The sequence below is a fragment of the Permianibacter aggregans genome, from assembly GCF_009756665.1.
GTDB classification, from domain to species: Bacteria; Pseudomonadota; Gammaproteobacteria; order Enterobacterales; family Permianibacteraceae; genus Permianibacter; species Permianibacter aggregans.
The window spans coordinates 2,561,302-2,580,138 of record NZ_CP037953.1; the positions used below are offsets into that span (position 1 = coordinate 2,561,302).

The window sequence follows — 18,837 nt, forward strand, 5'->3', positions numbered from 1 at the left end:
CTCTCGCACTTGGACTTTTCACGCATCTGTCCGGATTTTTCGCACACGCCCCGCAAGGCGTGAACCCGGACCGCCAGCGGAAGCGCGCAAAAGTGATAGCTTTCCGAGCCGCTGAGAACACTGATTCGTGTTTATAACTTTTACGAATGAAAAGAAAATTCTCAGACTTTTTCGCACTGTATCAGTGCATTGGGCGCCGAAAAGTAACCGGCGAACAGGCGAAGAAGTCGAAAAATCTGAAAGAAAAACAGCGACTTGAATTCGCTTGCGCCGGTAAATTCTGGGTGTTGCAACGCGGCAACAAAAACTTTTGCGCCGAAAAGTAATTGGGTGTAAGGTCTGTGACCAAGAAATGACAACGCTGTCATTTCGGCGGTCGAAGCATAACAATCCGAACTTCGGCGAACAGCACGATAAGACGACAGAACAGAGGGATTACCCATGGTAGAGCAACCGTTTAAACGCAAGTTACTTCCATGCTTGATTGCGGTCACACTGGGCACGGCCGTTGTTGCGCCAGCCTACGCCGAGGACGCGGACAAGCGGGATAGTCAGAAAGACGCTGAAGTGATTGAAGTGCGCGGCATTCGCGACAGCTTGAAACGCAACCTGGCGCTGAAGCGCGACGCCAATGCGATTGTTGAAGTGGTCACTGCCGAAGAGGTCGGTAAGTTTCCGGACAAGAACGTCGCCGAGTCGCTGTCGCGTATTACCGGTGTCAGCATTCAACGCCAGTTTGGAGAAGGCGAGCGGGTGTCAATTCGCGGTACCGCACCGAACTTGAACCGCACACTGTTGAACGGCCACTCGGTGGCAACTGCCGACTGGTTCATTCTCGATCAGTTGAACGCAACGCGCAGCTTCAACTATCTGATGTTGCCGTCTGATGTGATCGGTAAACTAGAAGTGTACAAAACGCCGACCGCTGACCTTGAAGAAGGCAGTATCGGTGGTACCGTCAATGTCGAAACGCTGAAGCCTTTGCAACTGCCGGATCTGAAATTGTCGGCGACTTTGCAGCAAGTGAAGTACGACAAGTCCGGTGAGTCTGATCCTTTATTCTCCGGTTTGGCCAGTTGGAAAAACGAGGCGGATACCTTCGGTGTTCTGTTGTCGTATCAAACCAGCACCAGCAACATCCGTCGTGATGGTATTGAAGTGCTCGGCTACTCCGACGTCGCGATTGCCGACCAAGGTGGTGGCACTTACGCAATTCCGGATCTGATCGGTTCGGCGTATTTCACCCAAGAACGTGAGCGCGACAGTTTTACGTTTAGCGCACAGTTCCGTCCGACCGAAGCGTTCGACATCACGTTCAATGCCTTGCAATCGAAAATGGACGCCAATAACGTCAATGCCAACATGCTGGCCTGGTTCAGCAATATGCTTGGTGGCGGTCAGCAACCGGTCAACACCGTTGTCGACAGCAATGGTACTGTTGTCGCCGGCCGTTTCAATAACACCAACGCTGCCTGGGGCGCCGTCTACGACGTGTTCGTTCGCGAAGCCTATACTGAAACCGAAGCCTATGATGTTGACCTCAAATACGTGCTCGGTGATTTGACCTTGAGTGCCAAACTGGGTGCGACTGAAGCGACCGGTGGTACTGACCGTCAGCTGATCTGGGAAACGGTTGCTCGCACCGGTTTCACCTGGGATTTACGTGGCGCGGCACCGCAAGTGGTATTCACCGATATCGACCCTGCTTCAACCAATCCTTTGCCAGTTAATGGCTGGAACGGTGAACGTGACACCGGCAACGTCGATGAAGAAGATTTTGTTTACATCGATGCCGACTGGTACATCGGCGGCGACTTTTTCGAGTCGCTGGCGTTTGGTTTGAAACAAACCAAGCACACACGCGAAGTGGATTTCAACGGTACGGTCGGTCACGGTCTGTATGGTGATACCTCCTGTGGCGGTCAGCCCTGTGGCGTTGGTGTTGTCGCTGGCGGTCTGCTCCCGAGCGATTTCATGTCCGGTTATTCTGGCGTGCTGAATTCTTATCGCCTGCTGGATATCAATGCGCTTTATGCGATTTACAATGCCTTGCCGTCAACCGGCGTGTGCGATCCGTCACTGGCCAGTTTGCCGTGTATCACTCCGGTCGCCAGCAGCACCTACAGCATTGAAGAGGAAGCCTTTGGTGGTTATCTGATGGCCAACTTCCGCAGTGGTGATTGGCGCGGTAACTTCGGTGTTCGGGTTGTCACCACTGATGTGACCGCCAATGGCAATCGCACCGGTGTCGACCCAAATTTCCCGGGCGCATCCTGGTCGCTGTTTGACAACTATTACGCACCGTTTACCCAAACCAGCAGTTACACCGACACCTTACCGAGTGCCAACGTCGCGTACGAACTGTCGAAAGAAGTGGTGCTACGCGCTTCGGCGGCGAAAGTGATGGCCCGTCCGGATTACGGCCGCATGGCACCGACCGTTTCGCTGAACTCGACGTCGTATACCGGCGCCGGCGGTTCACCGGATCTGGATCCGTATCGCGCTACTCAGCTCGACTTCTCGGCGGAATGGTATATCTCCGATGAAACCGCGTTGCTGGGTGCGGTGTTCTACAAGGACATCGATTCCTACATCATCAATCAGGTTCGTCAAGAGTCGCACCCGACGTTGTTCGAACCGGGTGGTCCAGTACAACCGGGTAACAACTGCACGCTGCAATCGGGCAACATCTACAGCTGTATCTACGATGTCGACCGTCCGGAAAATGGTAGCGGCGGTGAAAACTTCGGTTTCGAAGTGGCGTTCCAGCAAGTGTTTGAGAACGGCCTCGGCTGGTCGGCGAACTACACCTATTCCGATGCCGAAACCGATGCCGGTGATGAGATCCCGGGTAACTCGAAACACAGCTACAACGTCTCCTTGTTCTTCGAGAACAGTGACTGGTCAGCACGTGTTTCCTACAACGCCCGTGATGACTTCTTCATCGACATGGATCGCAGTCGTGAACAGTGGGCCGCTGATTCAGCCTATGTTGACGCCTCGATTGCCTACAACATCAACGATCATGTTCAGTTGCTGCTCCAGGGTAACAACCTGACTGATGAAGAAGTGGTGCAGTACTACGACGGCATCAAATCGCGTCCGAATGCGATTTATCAGAATGGCGCCGTGTACTACGCCGGTGTTCGTCTCAACTTCTAACACTTCGCGCATCGCCTTCGTTGCGCACCGAATCAGTACCGGCAAATGGACAGGATGGGTTTGCCGGTGCTGAAACGACAGCGGCAGGAATGCTGCTGTCACCGATGCAACTCAAAGCGGGTTCGAAACTCCGTGCGGACCCGAGTTGAGCTGTAGCTCCCTGCATTGAAGGCTGGCGCATCCGATGGATGCGACCAGCCACTTTTTTATCAGCAGGTTTTTCGGGCTTGCTACCATGCAGGCTTGTGCTTCAGAGGTTCTTCGTAGCCAACAGTCATTCTTTGGGAGTATCGATGCCGGTTTGCCGCACAGTAATCGTCGTTATATTGGTTTTCTTTCTGACCGCGGCCTGTAGCCAAAGCGAGCAGAAAACCCCGACGGACAATCGCCTCGATCAAGCGGCACTGAACGAGCTGGCCAATCAACTGCAATTGCAGTATCGCTTGGTCGACAATCAGCCGGCGCAGGGCTGCGATCCGAAGCAGACCGATGGCCAATGCTTTCTGGCGGTGCTGGAGCTGAAAAGTCCGATCGATTGGCCTCACCGGAATTGGCAGTTGTATCTATCGCATGTTGCCTATATCCAACAAGCTACCAGCGAGGCGTTTTCGCTGACTCATATCAATGGCGATCTGTATCGACTGCAACCGAAGCCTTCTTGGCGAGGCTTCGACGCCAATCAATCCTATTCGATAAACCTTTATGCGCATAACTGGTCGCTGCATGAAAGCGACGTGATGCCCAATCTTTACCTGCATGCGCCTGGTTTGCAGCCAGCCGTGATCAAAGCCAGTGTTGATCAGTGGCAAGAGCACAATGCCGATAAACGACCAGCACATCTGCTGCCGTATGCGGAAACCGGTGTAGATCTGCATCGCAGCGCTGCTGACGTCACACCGCTGGCTACACCGGCGTGGTTGGCTGAGCAATATCAATGGCAAACACCCAAACCAGAAGCCATTGCCACACGAATCATTCCGGCCGTGGCCAAGCAACAGATGCTTGCTGGCGAAGCGCTGGATCTCAGCCGCGGATTTGCCATCGACGAGAGTGATTTGCGTGCTCGCTTTCCCGCCATTGCCGAGGAAATGCAACAACAGCAATGGTTACGCGAGAATGGCATTCCATTGCAGATAACCGTGCCGAAAGACAAAAAGACCAGTCAGCCGCAAGAGTCGTATCGCTTGAGTCTGAACGCGGCGCGAGTGGTGATCGAAAGCCCGTCGGAAACCGGGGCGTTTTATGCGTTGCAAACGCTGTTGGCATTGGCCGCCTCTGATCAACCTGTTCCGCCGCAAATCATCGACGATGCGCCGCATTTCGGCTTTCGTGGCCTGCACATCGATGTCGCGCGTAATTTTCAATCGAAACAGGAAATCCAGTCGCTGATTCGACAAATGGCGCGCTACAAGCTGAACAAGCTGCACCTGCATTTGGCGGATGATGAAGGCTGGCGTCTGGAAATTCCGGCGCTACCGGAGCTGACCGACGTGGGGGCCTTCCGTTGTCATGATCTGAACGAGCAGCAGTGCTTGTTGCCACAGCTTGGCAGCGGCCCGCATCGTGACTCACCGATCAATGGCTTCTTGAGTGCCAAGGATTATCAGGATCTATTGAAGTTTGCCGAACAGCATCATATTGAGATCATTCCGGCGCTTGATATGCCGGGTCATGCGCGCGCAGCCATTGTTGCGATGAAAGTACGCGAGCAGCGCCTGCAGGCGGCAGGAAAGGCGGACGCCGCCTTGACGCATCGTTTGCACGACCCCGAGGATAAAACGGAATATCTGTCGATTCAGTACTACCGCGATAACACGATCAACCCCTGCATCGACACCAGTTACCAGTTTGTCGCAACGATTCTTGACGAAGTCAAACGCCTGCACAACGAAGCGGGCGTGCCGCTGATAACATTTCATGTTGGCGCAGATGAAACCCCCGGTGCCTGGGGACAATCGCCGGCCTGTTCGGCGCAGCGAAAGGAAGGCGAGAGCGAGCATGATTTTCACCATCGCTTGAACGCGCAATTCCTGAGCAAAGTGCAGGTGATGTTGACCGAGCGCGACATCACGATGGCCGGTTGGAGCGATGGCATGGCGACGCTGTTGTCGGCCAAAGTTGATGCGCCGATGCAGGTGAATGCCTGGGGTGGATTGGCTGGCGATGGCCACAAGCTTGCCCATCAATTCGCCAACGCCGGTCACCGTGTCGTGCTCAGCTTTCCGGATGTGTTGTATTTCGATTTCCCTTACGTCGCGGCGCCGGAAGAGCCCGGTTATTACTGGGGCGCACGTCGCGTTGATTTGCGCAAAGTGTTTTCGTTCATGCCGGACAACCTGCCGGCTCATGCCGAGATCTGGCGTGATCGCAACGAGCAGCCGTTTGCGATTGATGAACGACGCGAGCAGGGTGGTGAACCGTTGAACGCCGGTGTTCGCTTTGCTGGCATTCAAGGCCAGCTCTGGAGCGAAACCGTGCGCACACCTGAGCGTTTGCATTACATGATTTACCCGCGTTTGTTGGCACTGGCTGAACGCGCTTGGCACAAACCCGATTGGGCGCTGCCGTACGACCACAATGGTCGTCGATATGGTGCCAATAGCGCGCATTTCAACGATGAACTGAAGCAGCGCCTTGAGCAGGATTGGCAGGCATTTGTTCATCGCTTTGCCGACATCGAATGGCAGCGTTTGGAACAGGATGGCGTGCAGTACCGGATTCCGCCGGTCGGCGCACGCCGCATCGGTGAGCAGTTGGAGTTGGTGCCGGGTTATCCGGGCTGGCCGGTGTTTTTCCGTTACTCAGCGCAAGACACTTGGCAGCGTTACGAAACAGCCATCAAAGCCCAAGCAGGAATGGAGTTTCGTGGCAGCAACCCGAGCCAGACGCGCTTTGGCCGGATTAACCGGTTGGAGAATGAAGCACGACGGTAATGCTTGTCGTGAATACAGGAAAAGCGCAGCTTTTCCGGATTTTTATAACCATTTTGTCGTTGCAGTCAGGAATGGTTAAAAACAAATGACAGCGCTGTCATTTGTTGCTAGGATGGACCAATCAAAGGCCAAAAAGCACTTGTCTTAGCGGTGACTTCAGGCCAACAACTACACAGGTTAAAAACGACATGTGGTTTATCGGAGTTGACGGCGGCGGCAGTAAATGCCGTGCCTTGATAAGCGATGAAAAAGGTCGGACGCTCGGGGTTGGGCTGGGGGGCCCGGCCAATCCGTTGCACGGATACGAGCAGGCCGTGGCATCGGTGATGAGCGCGATTCGCGACGCATTGCACGATGCAGGGCTGGAGCGTCGAGCGTTGACTGAAAGCATCGCCTGTCTGGGGTTGGCGGGCGTGAACCTGCCGTCGCTGCGTCAACGCATGCTCGCCTGGCAGCATCCGTTCGCCGGACTGCATCTGGTCACTGATCTGCACATTGCTTGCCGGGCAGCGCATGACGGTGGCGATGGTGCGGTGATTATTTCCGGTACTGGTTCCTGCGGCGTGGCGGTCGTTGGCGACACCGAAACGATTTTCGGTGCCCACGGTTTTCCGATGGGTGACAAAGGCAGCGGTGCCTGGCTCGGTTTGGAAGCGCTGCGTTACTACTTATTGGCCGATGATGGTTTTGTCGAACGCGGCGCACTGTATAAGGCGTTCCAACAGCATTTTCAAACCGACGATGCGTTAGCCATTATTGAAGTGATGGCCGGCAAAGGCTCATCGGCTTACGCCGCATTGGCGAAACTGGTGTTCAACAGCGCTGAACAACACGATGAACATGCCATTGCCATGCTGAAAGATGGCGCGAATTATCTGGATCAGTTGGCCGACAAATTACTGCGCTGCGGTCCGCCGCGGTTAACGATGGTCGGCGGTCTGACCGAATGCTGGCAACCGTGGTTGCGAGCCGATATCGCGGCACAGCTTGAGCCGGCATTGATTGCTCCGGAAGCCGCAGCCGCCAAACTGGCGCATGCGCAAGCCCACAAGCGCAGTGCCTGAGAGGGGAGCGATCATGAACACCGTCACGCCAACCCTGATGGAAACCGAAGCCCGGGAAACGCCGCAACGCCTTATCGAACAAGCCGCGCGCAATGCCGCGACGCTGTCATCCTTGTGCAGTCGCTTGCGCAATCAAGCACCAGTCGCCTGCATGATGATCGGCCGCGGCACATCCGATCATGCCGGTGTGTTCGGTAAATACCTGATCGAAATTGAACTGGGTGTGCCAGTGTTTCCGGCGGCACCTTCGATCGCGACCGTTTACGACAAACAACTGCGTTTACACAACATGCTGGCGATCGCGATTTCACAGTCTGGAAAAAGTCCGGACATCATCCGTCAGGCCGAATACGCCAAAGAGGGCGGCGCGCTGGTTTTGGCGATGGTCAATGACGAGCATTCGCCGCTGGCGCAAATTGCTGATGTCGTGTTGCCGCTGATGGCCGGAACTGAACAAGCGGTTGCTGCCACCAAATCCTATCTCTGCTCACTGTCCTTGCTGCTGCAATTGGTGGCGCAATGGAAACAGGATGCCGCATTGATTGAAGCGCTGGAAAAACTGCCGCGCCATTTGATGGCGGCCTGTAATACCAGCACCCAGTTGCGTCCCGAAATGTTGCAGAATACCGAGCACCTGATTTGTCTCGGCCGGGGCCTGGGTTATGCGATTGGTAAAGAAATGGCATTGAAGCTAAAAGAAGTGTGCAGCTTGCATGCTGAAGCGTTCAGCTCTGCCGAATTTCTGCACGGTCCGATTGCGCTGGCCAATCGTCCGTTGTCAGTGCTCGACATTGGTATTCAGGATGAAGCCTGGCAGGCGCACAAGGTACAGGTGGAACATTTGCGCAGCCGCAATATCGGGCCGATTGCGCTCAGTTGCCCGGTGCGCGATGTGCACCCACGATTACAACCGTTGTTGCTGATGCAACGCTTTTATCTCGACGTTGCGGCCGTTGCCGTCGCGCGCGGTTTCAATCCGGATGCACCAACTGGATTGAAAAAAGTGACAGCGACCTTGTAATGCGTGATACCTCGATGAGCATTCAACACTTTCTTCCCACCGCCGTTTTCGATGGGCGCCAGCTTCACTATGGTGTCAGCATCACGATTGCCGACGGACGAGTACAGCATATCGGCGGTCAGGAAACGCGTGCAGAAAAACTCGACGGCATACTGGTACCGGGTTTTGTCGACTTGCAGGTCAACGGCGGCGGTGGCGTGCTGTTCAATGATGAGCCTAGCGTCAACGCCTTGAAAATTATCGCCCGCGCCCATGCCCAGTTTGGCACGACCGCGATGCTGCCAACGGTGATCAGCGATCGTCTTGATGTCATGCAGCGTGCGGCGAATGCGATTGGCGAAGCACGCGCGCAAAAACTGCCCGGTATCATTGGTGTCCATTTTGAAGGTCCGCATTTATCGGAAATCAAACGCGGTGTTCATGCCGCCGAGCAGTTGCGAGAAATGGATCAGCAAGAGCTGGCCATTTATCAGAACGAAGCCTTGGGTCATCGCTTGCTGACCGTCGCGCCGGAAAAAGTTTCGGCGGCCCGTCTGCGGCAACTGCATGCAACCAGCGTTGTCATCTCACTCGGTCACAGTAACGCCAGCGCCGCGCAAACGATGCAGGCACTCGATGCCGGCGCCAGCGGTTTCACCCATTTGTTCAACGCCATGTCCGGTATCACCGCTCGTGAGCCGGGCGTTATCGGCGCCGCGCTACTGCATCAAGGTAGCTATGCAGCGGTGATTGCCGATGGTGTCCATGTCGCCGATGAAAACCTGCAACTGGCTTTTCGTTGCAAAGGCGCTGAGCGTTTGATGTTGGTCACCGACGCGATGCCGCCGGTCGGTTGCGCAGACGGGGAATTCCTGTTGTACGGTCAACCGGTAACGCGCGAAGGTATGGTGTTGCGCGATCAGTCCGGCGCCTTGGCCGGTTCGGTACTCGATATGGCGAGCGCGGTTCGTCATATGGTTGAGCGTATCGGCGTTCGACCTGAACAGGCTTGGCGCATGGCGTCGGCGATACCCGCTGAGTTTATTGGTGCCGGACATTATCTGGGCTATTTACGACCGGGCTATCAGGCCGATATGGTATTGCTCGACGACAAACAACAGGTGCGACAAACCTGGATTAATGGAGAGGCCGTGTTTTGCGGAATTTAGCAATGCGTTGTCCGGCGCTTATACCTGTCATACCCGCGAAGGCGGGTATCCAGAACGATCGGAAATCACTGGATTCCCGCTTTTGCGGGAATGACACAGAATTTTGAAGTGCCAAGGCAATAGTAATCTCAACGCAAGAACGACCAACAATCCATAACAAGGCGGAGGAAATAACATGAATCATCCGGTCACCCTGAGCAGCACGGAGGTTACGCGCGTGAAAGGCAATCCTTACCGCATTCCTTTGTTATTGATGGTGTCGCTGTTCTTCATGATTGGCTTCATCACGGTGTTGAACGACGTGCTGATCCCAAGTCTGAAAGGCGTGTTCACGTTGAACAACGCCCAGGCGATGTTGATTCAGTTCTGCTTTTTTATCGCCTATGGTCTGGTCAGCATTCCGGCTGGCCGCTTGATTCAACGCGTTGGCTACAAAAATGGTTTGTCGATTTCATTGGCTGTGATGGCGATCGGTTTGTTCCTGTTCGTACCAGCCGCCAACGTCTTGTCCTACGCGTTCTTTCTGTTTGCCTTGTTTGTCGTCGCCACCGGCCTGACGATTCTGCAAGTAACGATCAATCCCTACATCATTGCCTTGGGACCAGAGGAAACCGGTGCGTCACGTTTGAATCTCGGCGGCACGCTGAATTCAACAGCGACGTTCATTGGCCCGATTATCGGCGCTGCCTATATCCTGCCGCATGGCATTTCCGATCCGATGGAAAAAGCGCAAGCGGTGCAGGGGCCATATCTGGTGCTGGCATTGGTGACCATTGGTATCGCAATGCTGCTGTATTTTTTGCATTTGCCGAAGCTTGCCACCGAAACCGAAGGCAATGAACAAACCGGCGAAAAGCTGACCCAGTTCTCGCACCTGATTTACGGTGCGGGCGGCATTTTCTTTTACGTCGGCGCGGAAGTGGCGATCGGCAGTATCCTGATTCTCTACTTTGTCGAAGAGCAGTTGATTCAACTTGGCAGCACGGCCAGCGCGACCTTGACGGCGGAAAAAGCGGCGGCAGCCCTGGTGGCTTATTACTGGGCCAGCGCCATGATCGGGCGCTTTATCGGCAGTATCGTCGGACAAAAAATTCGTGCTCATATCATGCTGCGCTTTGTTGCAGTGGTCGCGATCATTCTGGTCAGCCTGGCGATTTCCGGTGTGCTGCTTGATGACTGGATGGGCATGCAGGTCATGGTGCTGAATCTCGATCCGTTCTCAATCGGTTTTGAGCCGGTTTCGTTCCCGGTTTCGTTATTCCTGCTGGTGCTGGTTGGTCTGTTCAACTCGGTCATGTGGCCCTGCATTTTCCCGTTGGCGATTCGCGGCCTTGGCAAGAACACCAGCCGTGGTTCGGGCCTGTTGGTCAGCATGGTCGCCGGCGGTGCGCTGATTCCGTTGCTGCAAGGTGTGCTGGTCGACTCATTTGGTTTTCAGTACAGCTTTTTTGTGGTGCTGGCTTGTTACCTGTACATCCTGTTTTACGCCGTTCACGGCTATAAGGTGAAATACACCAGCCGCACTGCGCTGTAAAAAAAGCGCTTCGCTGAGTCATGAGCGGCGAACGGCTGCATTCGCTGGATGCCCTGCGTGGCTTCAGCATGCTGATGATTATCGGCTTTGATTATCTCGTTATCGCGCTGGCCAAGGCCTGGCCAGCGCCGTTCATGCAAGTCTTGGCCGAACAGTTCCAGCATGTGCCTTGGCACGGCTTTCATTTCTACGATCTGGTTTTTCCGTTATTTATATTTGTCTCTGGCGCAACGCTGGTGTTGAGGCCATTGTCGCTGGCCGAACAACCCTGGTCGCTGCGCAAACCGTATTACCGCAAACTCTTGCTGCGAGTTTTACTTCTGGTTCTGCTTGGTATTGTCTACAACCACGGCTGGGGTAAAGGCCTTCCAGCGAGCGTGGACGAGGTGCGCTACGCCAGCGTGTTGGCGCGTATTGGTATCGCCTGGGGTGTCGCTGCACTGATCGTTTGGCATTGTTCGATACGACAGCAGTTACTGATTGGCGTGGTGATTCTGTTTGGCTATCCATTATTGCAATGGCTTGGCGGACTTTGGTTGGCAGAACAACACGAGTGCACAAGCGGTTGGTTAAGCGCTTCATGTAGCGTCAATGCATTTATCGATCAGCAGTGGTTGCCGGGTATCCGCTATCGTGATGCACCGGTAGACCCGGAAGGCTTGCTGTCGCAGATCCCGGCCGTATTAAATGCGCTGGCGGGCTACTGGACCACGCGTTGGCTGATGCACTATCAGCTGTCAAAACAACGTCGTGTGCTAAAAGCATTGGCGATGGCGATCGCTGTTGCCGTCTTCATTGCTCTGCTGGTCAGCATCGTTTATCCGCTGAATAAAACTTTGTGGACGAGCAGTTTTGCCTTGCTGACTTCGGCATTGAGCGCTGCGCTGTTATTGGCTTTTTTTCTGGTAATCGATTGCCTGAAGTGGAGGCAATGGGCAAATCCGTTGTACTGGATTGGTTACAACGCGCTGCTGATTTACTTGCTGACGGCGTTATTCAACTGGGCGTATCCAGTCCGCAGTATGTTCGGTCAATGGATCAAATTGTTAACTGAACCGTGGCAGCCAGTGATCAGTATCGTGCTGATTTTGTTTTTGCAGTTGTGGTTGTTGCGCTGGTTGTTTCAGAAGCGCTTGGCGATTCGCTTGTAGCGAGTCAGATTATGACGTTGAGATTGTCGGGCCTTATGCCAGCGATCATCAAGTAGCACGGGCCGAGCTCGTTGCGAATTTATCTGCACTGAGCATGGTTCGGGGTTGTCCGGATAAATCCGGCCCTACCTCCGAGGCCGGGTGAGTCGGGAACAACGGTGTAGGTGCAAATTCATTCGCACATCGTTCGTGGTTTGGGACCGTCCGGATGAGTCAGAATCTACAAGCACTGGACTATTGCCGTTATCGTTGTTGTGCTGGTCGTCCAGCAAGAAAACACGCCTGCGTTTTGTGACTCCGGTTGTGGCACTTCCAACGTACGCCGTGGGAAGGCGTACGTTGAACGTGCAAGGCCATTTCAGGAATGCAGGTTAAGCCGGTAATGCTTCACTCTGACCACGCTTGACTTTATTTGCCTGCATCAATGCGATCGCGTTATCAACCATCCGGTGCGAGAAACCCCATTCATTGTCATACCAGGCCATGACTTTGACCCAGCGACCGGAAACCTTGGTTTGGTTGGCGTCGAATGTCGATGAGGCTGAATCATGATTGAAGTCGACCGACACCAGCGGTTCTTCGTTGTATTTCAGCACGCCACCGAGCTTTCCGGTGCAGGCTTTCTTGATCGTTTGGTTGACTTCGTCGGCGCTGGTTTCGCGTTTGGCGAGGAAGTGCAAATCGACCAGCGATACATTGATCGTTGGCACGCGCACGGCCATGCCGTCGAGTTTGCCTTTCAATTCCGGCAGCACCAGACCAACAGCTTTGGCGGCGCCGGTTTTGGTTGGAATCATTGACTGCGTGGCGCTGCGGGCGCGGTAAATATCCTTGTGATTCAAATCGAGCAATTGTTGATCGTTGGTGTAAGAATGCACCGTCGTCATCATGCCTTGCTCGATGCCAATGGCGTCGTTCAACACTTTCGCGACCGGCGCCAGGCAATTGGTTGTGCAGGAAGCGTTTGAGATGATTTGCATGTCGGCAGTCAGTAATTGATCGTTGACGCCGAACACAACGGTTGCATCCACTTCATCGGCTGGCGCGCTGATGATCACCTTGCGCGCACCGGCACGCAGATGCGCTTCCGCTTGTGTACGCGAGGTGAAGCGGCCGGTGCATTCCAGCACAACGTCAATGTTCAGCGTCTTCCACGGCAGTTGTTCCGGCTGCGCAATCGCCAGCATGTCGATGGCATCGCCGTTGATGCTCAGCGTTTGTCCTGCCAGCGCGACTTGAGCAGCGAAGCGGCCATGCACCGAGTCGTAACGCAACAGATGCGCACAGGTTTTCGCGTCACCCAGATCATTGATCGCGACGACTTGTACCCGATCGCGGTAATCGGATTCGTAAATCGCGCGCAGCACATTGCGGCCGATGCGGCCAAAACCATTGATGGCAATACGGATAACAGACATCTTGAGAAATCCCCCCTTGCGAGCAAGTTGGCGAGCACCGCTGACGGTGCTCGCTTTGAAACCATGGCCACCGGTCGGGGGGAACCGGTGACTGAAAATGATGGATGCTGGCGAATCAATGCCTCGACAGCATCCGGCTTTATGACATGCCGATGCGCTGAGCGCCAGTGCTTTGGGCATTCATACGTATGCAGTCGGACCAGCCTGAGCGGTTGCACAATGACAGCGCATCCACGTTGGCGACTTAGCTGCAACGTGCACCATCGACGGGCGCATCACGGCTGGCGAAAGCGCCGTATCGGCGCAAAATTAATACTGATTTGACAGCGCTGTCAATTTATAGAAGCCTTGAGCGGCGAAAAATTCCGTCGTCAGTGCCAACGGGTTTATGGCACAGTAGACGTTAAGACAAAAACGCATAAGACCATTCGTCGTCGATCCGAACAACGATGACACCGCTGACAGCACACATCCATCGCAGCGGTGCCGGCACGAACCACACCGAGCTTGAGTATTAGGGAATGAGCGTAACGATTAATGATGTCGCCCGGCAGGCTGGCGTCTCGATGAAAACCGTATCGCGGGTGATCAACAACGAACCCTCGGTAAAAAAGGAAACCTTTGATCGGGTCATGGCCGCGGTCAAAGCGCTGAACTATCAGCCCAATCATGCGGCCCGCAATCTGGCCGGCACCCGTTCTTATTCGATTGCCTTTGTTTACGACAACCCGAACGCTTATTACGTGATCGACATGCAGAACGGCATTTTGAGTGCCTGCCGGCAACAGGGTTATGAATTATTGATTCACCCCTGCAATCACCAGTCGAAAACCATCATCGAAGAATTAACCAATCTGGTTCAGCATTCGCGGGTGGCAGGTTTGGTGTTGACGCCGCCGTTCTCTGAGATGCCGCAGGTGGTCAAAACGCTGGATGCCCTCGGCATTCAGTTTGTGCGGATTATTTCCGGTACCGAAAAAGGCAAATTCGCGCAGACTTGCGTGTTCATTGATGACCATGCCGCCGCTTATCAATTAACCGAGCATTTGATCAAACTCGGCCATCAGCAGATTGGTTTTCTTTGCGGTGGGGAGCAGCACCGTTCGACCGCAGAGCGACGCGAAGGGTATGAAGCGGCCTTGCGCGATCACGGTGTGAAAATCGACAAGCGATTGATTGTCGAAGGCGAGTACGCGTTCGATTACGGCGTCAAAGGTGCGAAGAAATTACTGGGCAAGAAAGATCGGCCGACAGCGATTTTCGCCAGCAACGACGAAATGGCGGCTGGTGCGCTATTTGCGGCCAGATTAATGGGGCTTTCGGTGCCGGGCGATGTATCGATTGTCGGTTTCGAGGACAGCCCGTTCTCGCGCCAGACTTGGCCGCAGTTGACGACGGCACATCAGTCAAACCGCTTGATCGCCCAGCAAGCAACCGCGCTGCTAATTGCCAGGATCCGCGAGCAATTGCATCCGAACTTCAAGGCGCCGGAAATCCAGCGCCATTTTGTACCGGAATTGATCGTGCGTGAATCCAGTACCGTAGCGACAACATAAGTTCACTGCCAGGAGCAATAACCATGAATGTCGCGGTACTGTCGATTTTGTTGGCGGGATTGATGCCGTATTTTTTTGTCGCGGTCGCCAAGTTCACCGGACGTCGCTATGACAATCATGCGCCGCGTGAATTCCTGGCCGGTTTGCAGGGCTTTCGAGCGCGGGCCAATTGGGCGCACCAAAATGCTTTCGAAGCGTTTCCACTGTTTGCGGCGGCGGTCATTATCGCAATGCTGCGTCAGGTCGAGGCCGGTACGCTCGATACCTTGGCGCTTAGCTTCGTTGGTTTGCGGCTACTGTATTTTGTTTGCTACCTGGCCGATTGGCCGCTGCTTCGCTCGGCAGTATGGGCGCTGGCGATCGCCTGTCCGGTGGCACTACTGATTTTGTCGCTATAAAAAACGGCGCCTCTGGCGCCGTTTTCTTTATCTAGATACGTTCAGCTCTTGCTGCATTTTTCGCAAATACCATACAGGTAAAGCGAGTGGTCGGTCAGCGTCATCTTGTGCTTTTCGGCCACGGCTTTCTGGCGCTGTTCAATCACTTCATCGACAAACTCGACGACCTTGTTACAACGCAGGCAGACCAGATGGTCATGATGACCCTGTTCATCGAGCTCGAATACTGAATGGCCACCTTCGAAATGATGGCGCAGCACCAAGCCCGCCTGCTCGAACTGGGTCAGTACCCGGTAGACGGTGGCCAGGCCAACGTCGTCACCCTGTTCCATCAGCATCTTGTAAACGTCTTCGGCACTCATGTGCCGGTTCGGTGCCTGCTCAAGAATCTGCAGGATTTTCATTCTCGGTAGCGTGACTTTCAGGCCGGCATTGCGTAATTGGCTGTTATCCACTGATAGCGTTCTCCGGAAAACCATGAAGAATATGCGGCTTTTGTCCGATGCGGTGTGCTTATCGGAAAGCATCGGGTAGAATCGGCCGCGAACGGTGTTTTACCCCATTTCTGGAGCGACAGTATACGCCATGAAGTTACGAATCTTGGGTTTTATGCTTTTTTCTGTGCTGCTGAGCGGCTGTGCGGTCGTTGATTGGATGACCTATAAGCTGCCGGTGCGGCAGGGCAATATTGTCGAGCAGAAGGATGTTGATCTGCTGCGTGCCGGCATGAGTCCGGAGCAGGTCGTGTATGTACTGGGCGAGCCATTGGCCCGTTCCAGCTTTCGCGGTACCCGCTGGGAATACAGCTTCGATGCCAAACAGGGTAACGAAGTGATCACCCAGACCCGCTTCGTGGTGTTCTTTGAGGAAGGCAAGCTGGCCGCCGCCGGTGGCGATTTCACGCTGCCGGAAGGGCTAGCGAAGCGGGATATTTAAGTCTAGGTAAATTCTCACGCGCCGGCGTTGTAACGACGCCGGTTGTTGATTCATCCAAAGACCCGTTCACTGTAACGGGTTTTTTATGTCCTGGTTATCCTCACTACGACCGCATGCGTTGGCGCTGTCGAGTCTGCTTATTGCGCTGACGGCGCTCTTCTACAATGGTTATCGTCAGGAACTGACCGAAGCCAATCGCAATCGCCGCCAGGCCGGCTTTGAATTGTTGCAGGCGCTGGCCGGTTTGCAGGCGGTCAGCGATTTTGCCCATTTTCGGCGCGATCAAGCACAAGGCGACCCGATTCAGGGATGGATGTACGTGACGACGATACGCGATTTGGCGTTTGTCGTCGGGCCGGAATTGCAAGCGCCGGCCGACAATATCTTTTCTGTTTGGCAGCAGCACTGGCAGGCGCTGCGCGACGACCCGCAAGCCGAACGCCAGATCAGCGCGGCGATTCAACAGATGCGCCAGCAATTGCGCGCTGAATTGAAAGCCCTCCAATAAACGACAACCAAGGACTGCATGATGAAAAATCTGATCGATAGTTATTACCGCTTTGTTGCCGCGCTCGGTCGCATCGTGCAACCGGTTGACGGTATTCCCAGTTTGTTGCTGCGCCTGTATCTGGTGCCGGTATTTCTCTATGCCGGCATGAACAAGCTGAACTGGGGCAGCGAGTCTGGGTTGGCGGCGCTGACCGTTAACCCGAATGTCATTGGCTGGTTCGAACATTCTTTGGAGCTGCCGTTTCCGACTTTGATGGCTTATCTCGCCGCCTATACCGAATTCTTCGGCGCGCTGTTGCTGTTGATTGGCTTGGCGACACGCTGGATCAGCATTCCGCTGATGGTCACGATGATCGTCGCGGCGGTCAGTGTTCACCTGAAAAACGGTTGGTTGGCGATTGCCTCCGACAGCGGCTTTTGGGCCACCGAGCGCACCGTCGAAGCCACCGAAAGATTGGATAAAGCGCGCAGTATTTTGCAGGAACACGGCAATTACGAATGGCTGACCGAGCACGGCTCAATCGTCATGCTGAACAACGGCATCGAATTCGCCGCGACCTATTTCATCATGCTGCTGGCGTTGTTGAAACTGGGTGGTGGTCGTTACGTCAGTGTCGATCATTGGTTGTCGGCGTGTTGCAAACGCTGAGTCGGTTACATTAATTTTTTTACCGTTTCTTCCAGTTCCTGACGGTAACGCTCAAGCGCATTTTCATACTCGATATGTTTGCGCAGCACCAGGCGCAAATCAATTTGATTGGCCACCTGATGCGCCAACACTCGCAGCGCATCTTTTTGCCAGGCCAGCAGGCATTTCGGTTCGCTGCTGGCGACGCACAAGGTGCCGATGGCGAAACCGTCCTGGGTGACCACCGGAAAGCCGGCGTAGAAACGGACATAGGGCGGTTCGACAACCAGGCGCGATTGGCTGAATGGTTCGATAAGGCTTGCATCGCTGATTTCAAACAGCCGATCCGGCGTGCAAATCGCCTCGGAACAGAAAGCCGTTTCCCGATCAATTTCACTGACGCTGACGCCATGCCGGGCTTTCAGAAACACCCGGTGCTGATCGACCAGCGAAATCATTGCCGCCGGCGTGGCACAGACATTGGCGGCCAATTGCGCCAATTCATTGAAAACCGGCTCTGGCTCGGTATCCAGCAACCGTAACTCCCGGACAAACTTCAGACGTTCTTGTTCGTTATTCGGAGTCCGAATCGACATGTGACCTACCCTGGTACGCATGATCTGGTTCGGCAAGCATAAGGGGTCTGGCCATCATTTGCCAGCATGAACCGTGCCGTCGTGCTTGTTCTGAGACCAAGCCGGCCGCACAATGCCGGACCCGTTTCTCGGTTTGCAATACAGGTGCCGAATGGAGTTTTTTACCGCGACGTTTACGCTGTTCCTGGTCATGGACCCGCTCGGCAATGTGCCGGTATTCCTGGCGATCCTGAAAGATCTGGAGCCGAAGCGCCGACGCTACATCATCATCCGCGAAATGCTGATCGCGCTGCTGATCATGGGCCTGTTCCTGGTGTTCGGTAACAGCATGCTGCAATTCCTCGGCCTGAAGCCGGAAACCATCAGCATTGCCGGCGGTATCGTGTTGTTCATCATCGCGCTGCGCATGGTGTTTCCGCAGCAGGGCGGCTTGATGGGCGAGCTGCCCGGCGGCGAACCGTTTATCGTGCCGCTGGCGATTCCGTTTGTCGCCGGCCCGTCGACATTGGCGACGCTGATCCTGTTCTCGCAACAAAGCGGCCAGACGCTGGCATTCACCTCGATGGAATTGCTGCTGGCCTGGGCCATCAGTTTCGTGATCCTGCTGTTCTCCACCAATTTCTACCGCTGGCTGGGTGTGCGTGGCCTGGCCGCGATGGAGCGGTTGATGGGCATGTTGCTGATCATGATTGCGGTGCAGATGTTGCTGAACGGCGTGTTGGCCTTCGCCGCCGATTTCAACGCCCTGCGGGCATCGGCTGGTTAATCCTTGCCAACAAAAA

At 54.7% G+C, this 18,837-nt stretch carries 17 protein-coding genes; 13 read left to right on the plus strand and 4 right to left on the minus strand.

Annotation, left to right across the window (positions count from 1 at the left end; all coding sequences use genetic code 11):
- Positions 1–161: 161 nt before the first annotated feature.
- Positions 162–443 (minus strand): hypothetical protein, encoded by a 282-nt coding sequence (locus tag E2H98_RS11310; RefSeq protein ID WP_133591109.1) that lies wholly within the window; start codon positions 441–443, stop codon positions 162–164.
- Between E2H98_RS11310 and E2H98_RS11315 the strand changes: the two genes are divergently transcribed.
- The 7 genes from E2H98_RS11315 (at position 442) to E2H98_RS11345 (ending at position 12,013) form a co-directional block, all read left to right on the plus strand.
- Positions 442–3,162: a TonB-dependent receptor gene (locus E2H98_RS11315; RefSeq protein WP_133591111.1), complete on the plus strand. Its 2,721-nt coding sequence runs from the start codon at positions 442–444 to the stop codon at positions 3,160–3,162. The two genes, E2H98_RS11310 and E2H98_RS11315, sit on opposite strands and share 2 nt — an antisense overlap.
- Positions 3,163–3,455: 293 nt before the next feature.
- Positions 3,456–6,095 (plus strand): family 20 glycosylhydrolase, encoded by a 2,640-nt coding sequence (locus tag E2H98_RS11320; RefSeq protein ID WP_162848184.1) that lies wholly within the window; start codon positions 3,456–3,458, stop codon positions 6,093–6,095.
- A gap of 104 nt (positions 6,096–6,199) precedes the next feature.
- Positions 6,200–7,159, plus strand: coding sequence for an N-acetylglucosamine kinase (nagK, locus tag E2H98_RS11325; protein ID WP_408634848.1), 960 nt, complete (start codon positions 6,200–6,202; stop codon positions 7,157–7,159).
- 13 nt (positions 7,160–7,172) lie between these two features.
- A complete protein-coding gene (nagB-II, locus tag E2H98_RS11330) occupies positions 7,173–8,180 on the plus strand; it encodes a glucosamine-6-phosphate deaminase NagB-II (RefSeq protein ID WP_133591117.1) in 1,008 nt (335 codons plus the stop codon).
- A 14-nt stretch (positions 8,181–8,194) separates the two neighbouring features.
- Positions 8,195–9,328, plus strand: coding sequence for an N-acetylglucosamine-6-phosphate deacetylase (nagA, locus tag E2H98_RS11335; RefSeq protein WP_133591119.1), 1,134 nt, complete (start codon positions 8,195–8,197; stop codon positions 9,326–9,328).
- A 175-nt stretch (positions 9,329–9,503) separates the two neighbouring features.
- A complete protein-coding gene (locus tag E2H98_RS11340) occupies positions 9,504–10,862 on the plus strand; it encodes a sugar MFS transporter (protein ID WP_133591121.1) in 1,359 nt (452 codons plus the stop codon).
- A gap of 20 nt (positions 10,863–10,882) precedes the next feature.
- Positions 10,883–12,013 (plus strand): DUF5009 domain-containing protein, encoded by a 1,131-nt coding sequence (locus E2H98_RS11345; RefSeq protein ID WP_133591123.1) that lies wholly within the window; start codon positions 10,883–10,885, stop codon positions 12,011–12,013.
- Positions 12,014–12,384: 371 nt separating this feature from the next.
- Here E2H98_RS11345 and gap read toward each other — a convergent pair whose 3' ends face one another.
- Complete coding sequence (gene gap / locus E2H98_RS11350; protein ID WP_133591125.1) at positions 12,385–13,431, minus strand: type I glyceraldehyde-3-phosphate dehydrogenase; 1,047 nt, start codon at positions 13,429–13,431, stop codon at positions 12,385–12,387.
- A gap of 521 nt (positions 13,432–13,952) precedes the next feature.
- Between gap and E2H98_RS11355 the strand changes: the two genes are divergently transcribed.
- Positions 13,953–14,987: a LacI family DNA-binding transcriptional regulator gene (locus E2H98_RS11355; RefSeq protein ID WP_133591127.1), complete on the plus strand. Its 1,035-nt coding sequence runs from the start codon at positions 13,953–13,955 to the stop codon at positions 14,985–14,987.
- Between the two features lie 23 nt (positions 14,988–15,010).
- Positions 15,011–15,385, plus strand: a complete 375-nt coding sequence (locus E2H98_RS11360; protein ID WP_133591129.1) for an MAPEG family protein — start codon at positions 15,011–15,013, stop codon at positions 15,383–15,385.
- Between the two features lie 41 nt (positions 15,386–15,426).
- Here E2H98_RS11360 and fur read toward each other — a convergent pair whose 3' ends face one another.
- A complete protein-coding gene (fur, locus tag E2H98_RS11365; protein ID WP_133591131.1) occupies positions 15,427–15,864 on the minus strand; it encodes a ferric iron uptake transcriptional regulator in 438 nt (145 codons plus the stop codon).
- A 106-nt stretch (positions 15,865–15,970) separates the two neighbouring features.
- On the opposite strand from fur, the gene E2H98_RS11370 reads away from it, so the two are divergent.
- The 3 genes from E2H98_RS11370 to E2H98_RS11380 all read left to right on the plus strand — a co-directional run bounded on the left by E2H98_RS11370 (position 15,971) and on the right by E2H98_RS11380 (position 17,480).
- Positions 15,971–16,321, plus strand: a complete 351-nt coding sequence (locus tag E2H98_RS11370) for an outer membrane protein assembly factor BamE (protein ID WP_133591133.1) — start codon at positions 15,971–15,973, stop codon at positions 16,319–16,321.
- Positions 16,322–16,406: 85 nt separating this feature from the next.
- Positions 16,407–16,829 (plus strand): hypothetical protein, encoded by a 423-nt coding sequence (locus E2H98_RS11375; RefSeq protein WP_133591135.1) that lies wholly within the window; start codon positions 16,407–16,409, stop codon positions 16,827–16,829.
- 18 nt (positions 16,830–16,847) lie between these two features.
- A complete protein-coding gene (locus tag E2H98_RS11380) occupies positions 16,848–17,480 on the plus strand; it encodes an HvfX family Cu-binding RiPP maturation protein (protein ID WP_232475409.1) in 633 nt (210 codons plus the stop codon).
- A gap of 5 nt (positions 17,481–17,485) precedes the next feature.
- On the opposite strand, the gene E2H98_RS11385 is transcribed toward E2H98_RS11380, so the two are convergent.
- Entirely contained in the window at positions 17,486–18,055 is a 570-nt protein-coding gene (locus E2H98_RS11385) for a GAF domain-containing protein (RefSeq protein WP_157591358.1), read from the minus strand.
- A 151-nt stretch (positions 18,056–18,206) separates the two neighbouring features.
- On the opposite strand from E2H98_RS11385, the gene E2H98_RS11390 reads away from it, so the two are divergent.
- Positions 18,207–18,821 carry a YhgN family NAAT transporter gene (locus E2H98_RS11390; RefSeq protein WP_133591139.1) on the plus strand — a complete coding sequence of 205 codons (615 nt, stop codon included), beginning with the start codon at positions 18,207–18,209 and terminating at the stop codon, positions 18,819–18,821.
- Positions 18,822–18,837 lie beyond the last annotated feature (16 nt).

What these genes read in the sequence shown, in the direction of transcription:
- nagA (WP_133591119.1), top strand. Translation starts at nt 8,195, where the DNA reads ATGAGCATTCAACACTTTCTTCCCACCGCCGTTTTCGATGGGCGCCAG.
- fur (WP_133591131.1), bottom strand. Translation starts at nt 15,864, where the DNA reads ATGGTTTTCCGGAGAACGCTATCAGTGGATAACAGCCAATTACGCAAT.
- E2H98_RS11385 (WP_157591358.1), bottom strand. Translation starts at nt 18,055, where the DNA reads ATGTCGATTCGGACTCCGAATAACGAACAAGAACGTCTGAAGTTTGTC.
- E2H98_RS11310 (WP_133591109.1), bottom strand. Translation starts at nt 443, where the DNA reads ATGGGTAATCCCTCTGTTCTGTCGTCTTATCGTGCTGTTCGCCGAAGT.
- E2H98_RS11320 (WP_162848184.1), top strand. Translation starts at nt 3,456, where the DNA reads ATGCCGGTTTGCCGCACAGTAATCGTCGTTATATTGGTTTTCTTTCTG.
- E2H98_RS11380 (WP_232475409.1), top strand. Translation starts at nt 16,848, where the DNA reads ATGATGAAAAATCTGATCGATAGTTATTACCGCTTTGTTGCCGCGCTC.
- E2H98_RS11345 (WP_133591123.1), top strand. Translation starts at nt 10,883, where the DNA reads ATGAGCGGCGAACGGCTGCATTCGCTGGATGCCCTGCGTGGCTTCAGC.
- gap (WP_133591125.1), bottom strand. Translation starts at nt 13,431, where the DNA reads ATGTCTGTTATCCGTATTGCCATCAATGGTTTTGGCCGCATCGGCCGC.
- E2H98_RS11355 (WP_133591127.1), top strand. Translation starts at nt 13,953, where the DNA reads ATGAGCGTAACGATTAATGATGTCGCCCGGCAGGCTGGCGTCTCGATG.
- E2H98_RS11390 (WP_133591139.1), top strand. Translation starts at nt 18,207, where the DNA reads ATGGAGTTTTTTACCGCGACGTTTACGCTGTTCCTGGTCATGGACCCG.
- E2H98_RS11315 (WP_133591111.1), top strand. Translation starts at nt 442, where the DNA reads ATGGTAGAGCAACCGTTTAAACGCAAGTTACTTCCATGCTTGATTGCG.
- E2H98_RS11375 (WP_133591135.1), top strand. Translation starts at nt 16,407, where the DNA reads ATGTCCTGGTTATCCTCACTACGACCGCATGCGTTGGCGCTGTCGAGT.
- nagB-II (WP_133591117.1), top strand. Translation starts at nt 7,173, where the DNA reads ATGAACACCGTCACGCCAACCCTGATGGAAACCGAAGCCCGGGAAACG.
- E2H98_RS11370 (WP_133591133.1), top strand. Translation starts at nt 15,971, where the DNA reads ATGAAGTTACGAATCTTGGGTTTTATGCTTTTTTCTGTGCTGCTGAGC.
- E2H98_RS11360 (WP_133591129.1), top strand. Translation starts at nt 15,011, where the DNA reads ATGAATGTCGCGGTACTGTCGATTTTGTTGGCGGGATTGATGCCGTAT.
- E2H98_RS11340 (WP_133591121.1), top strand. Translation starts at nt 9,504, where the DNA reads ATGAATCATCCGGTCACCCTGAGCAGCACGGAGGTTACGCGCGTGAAA.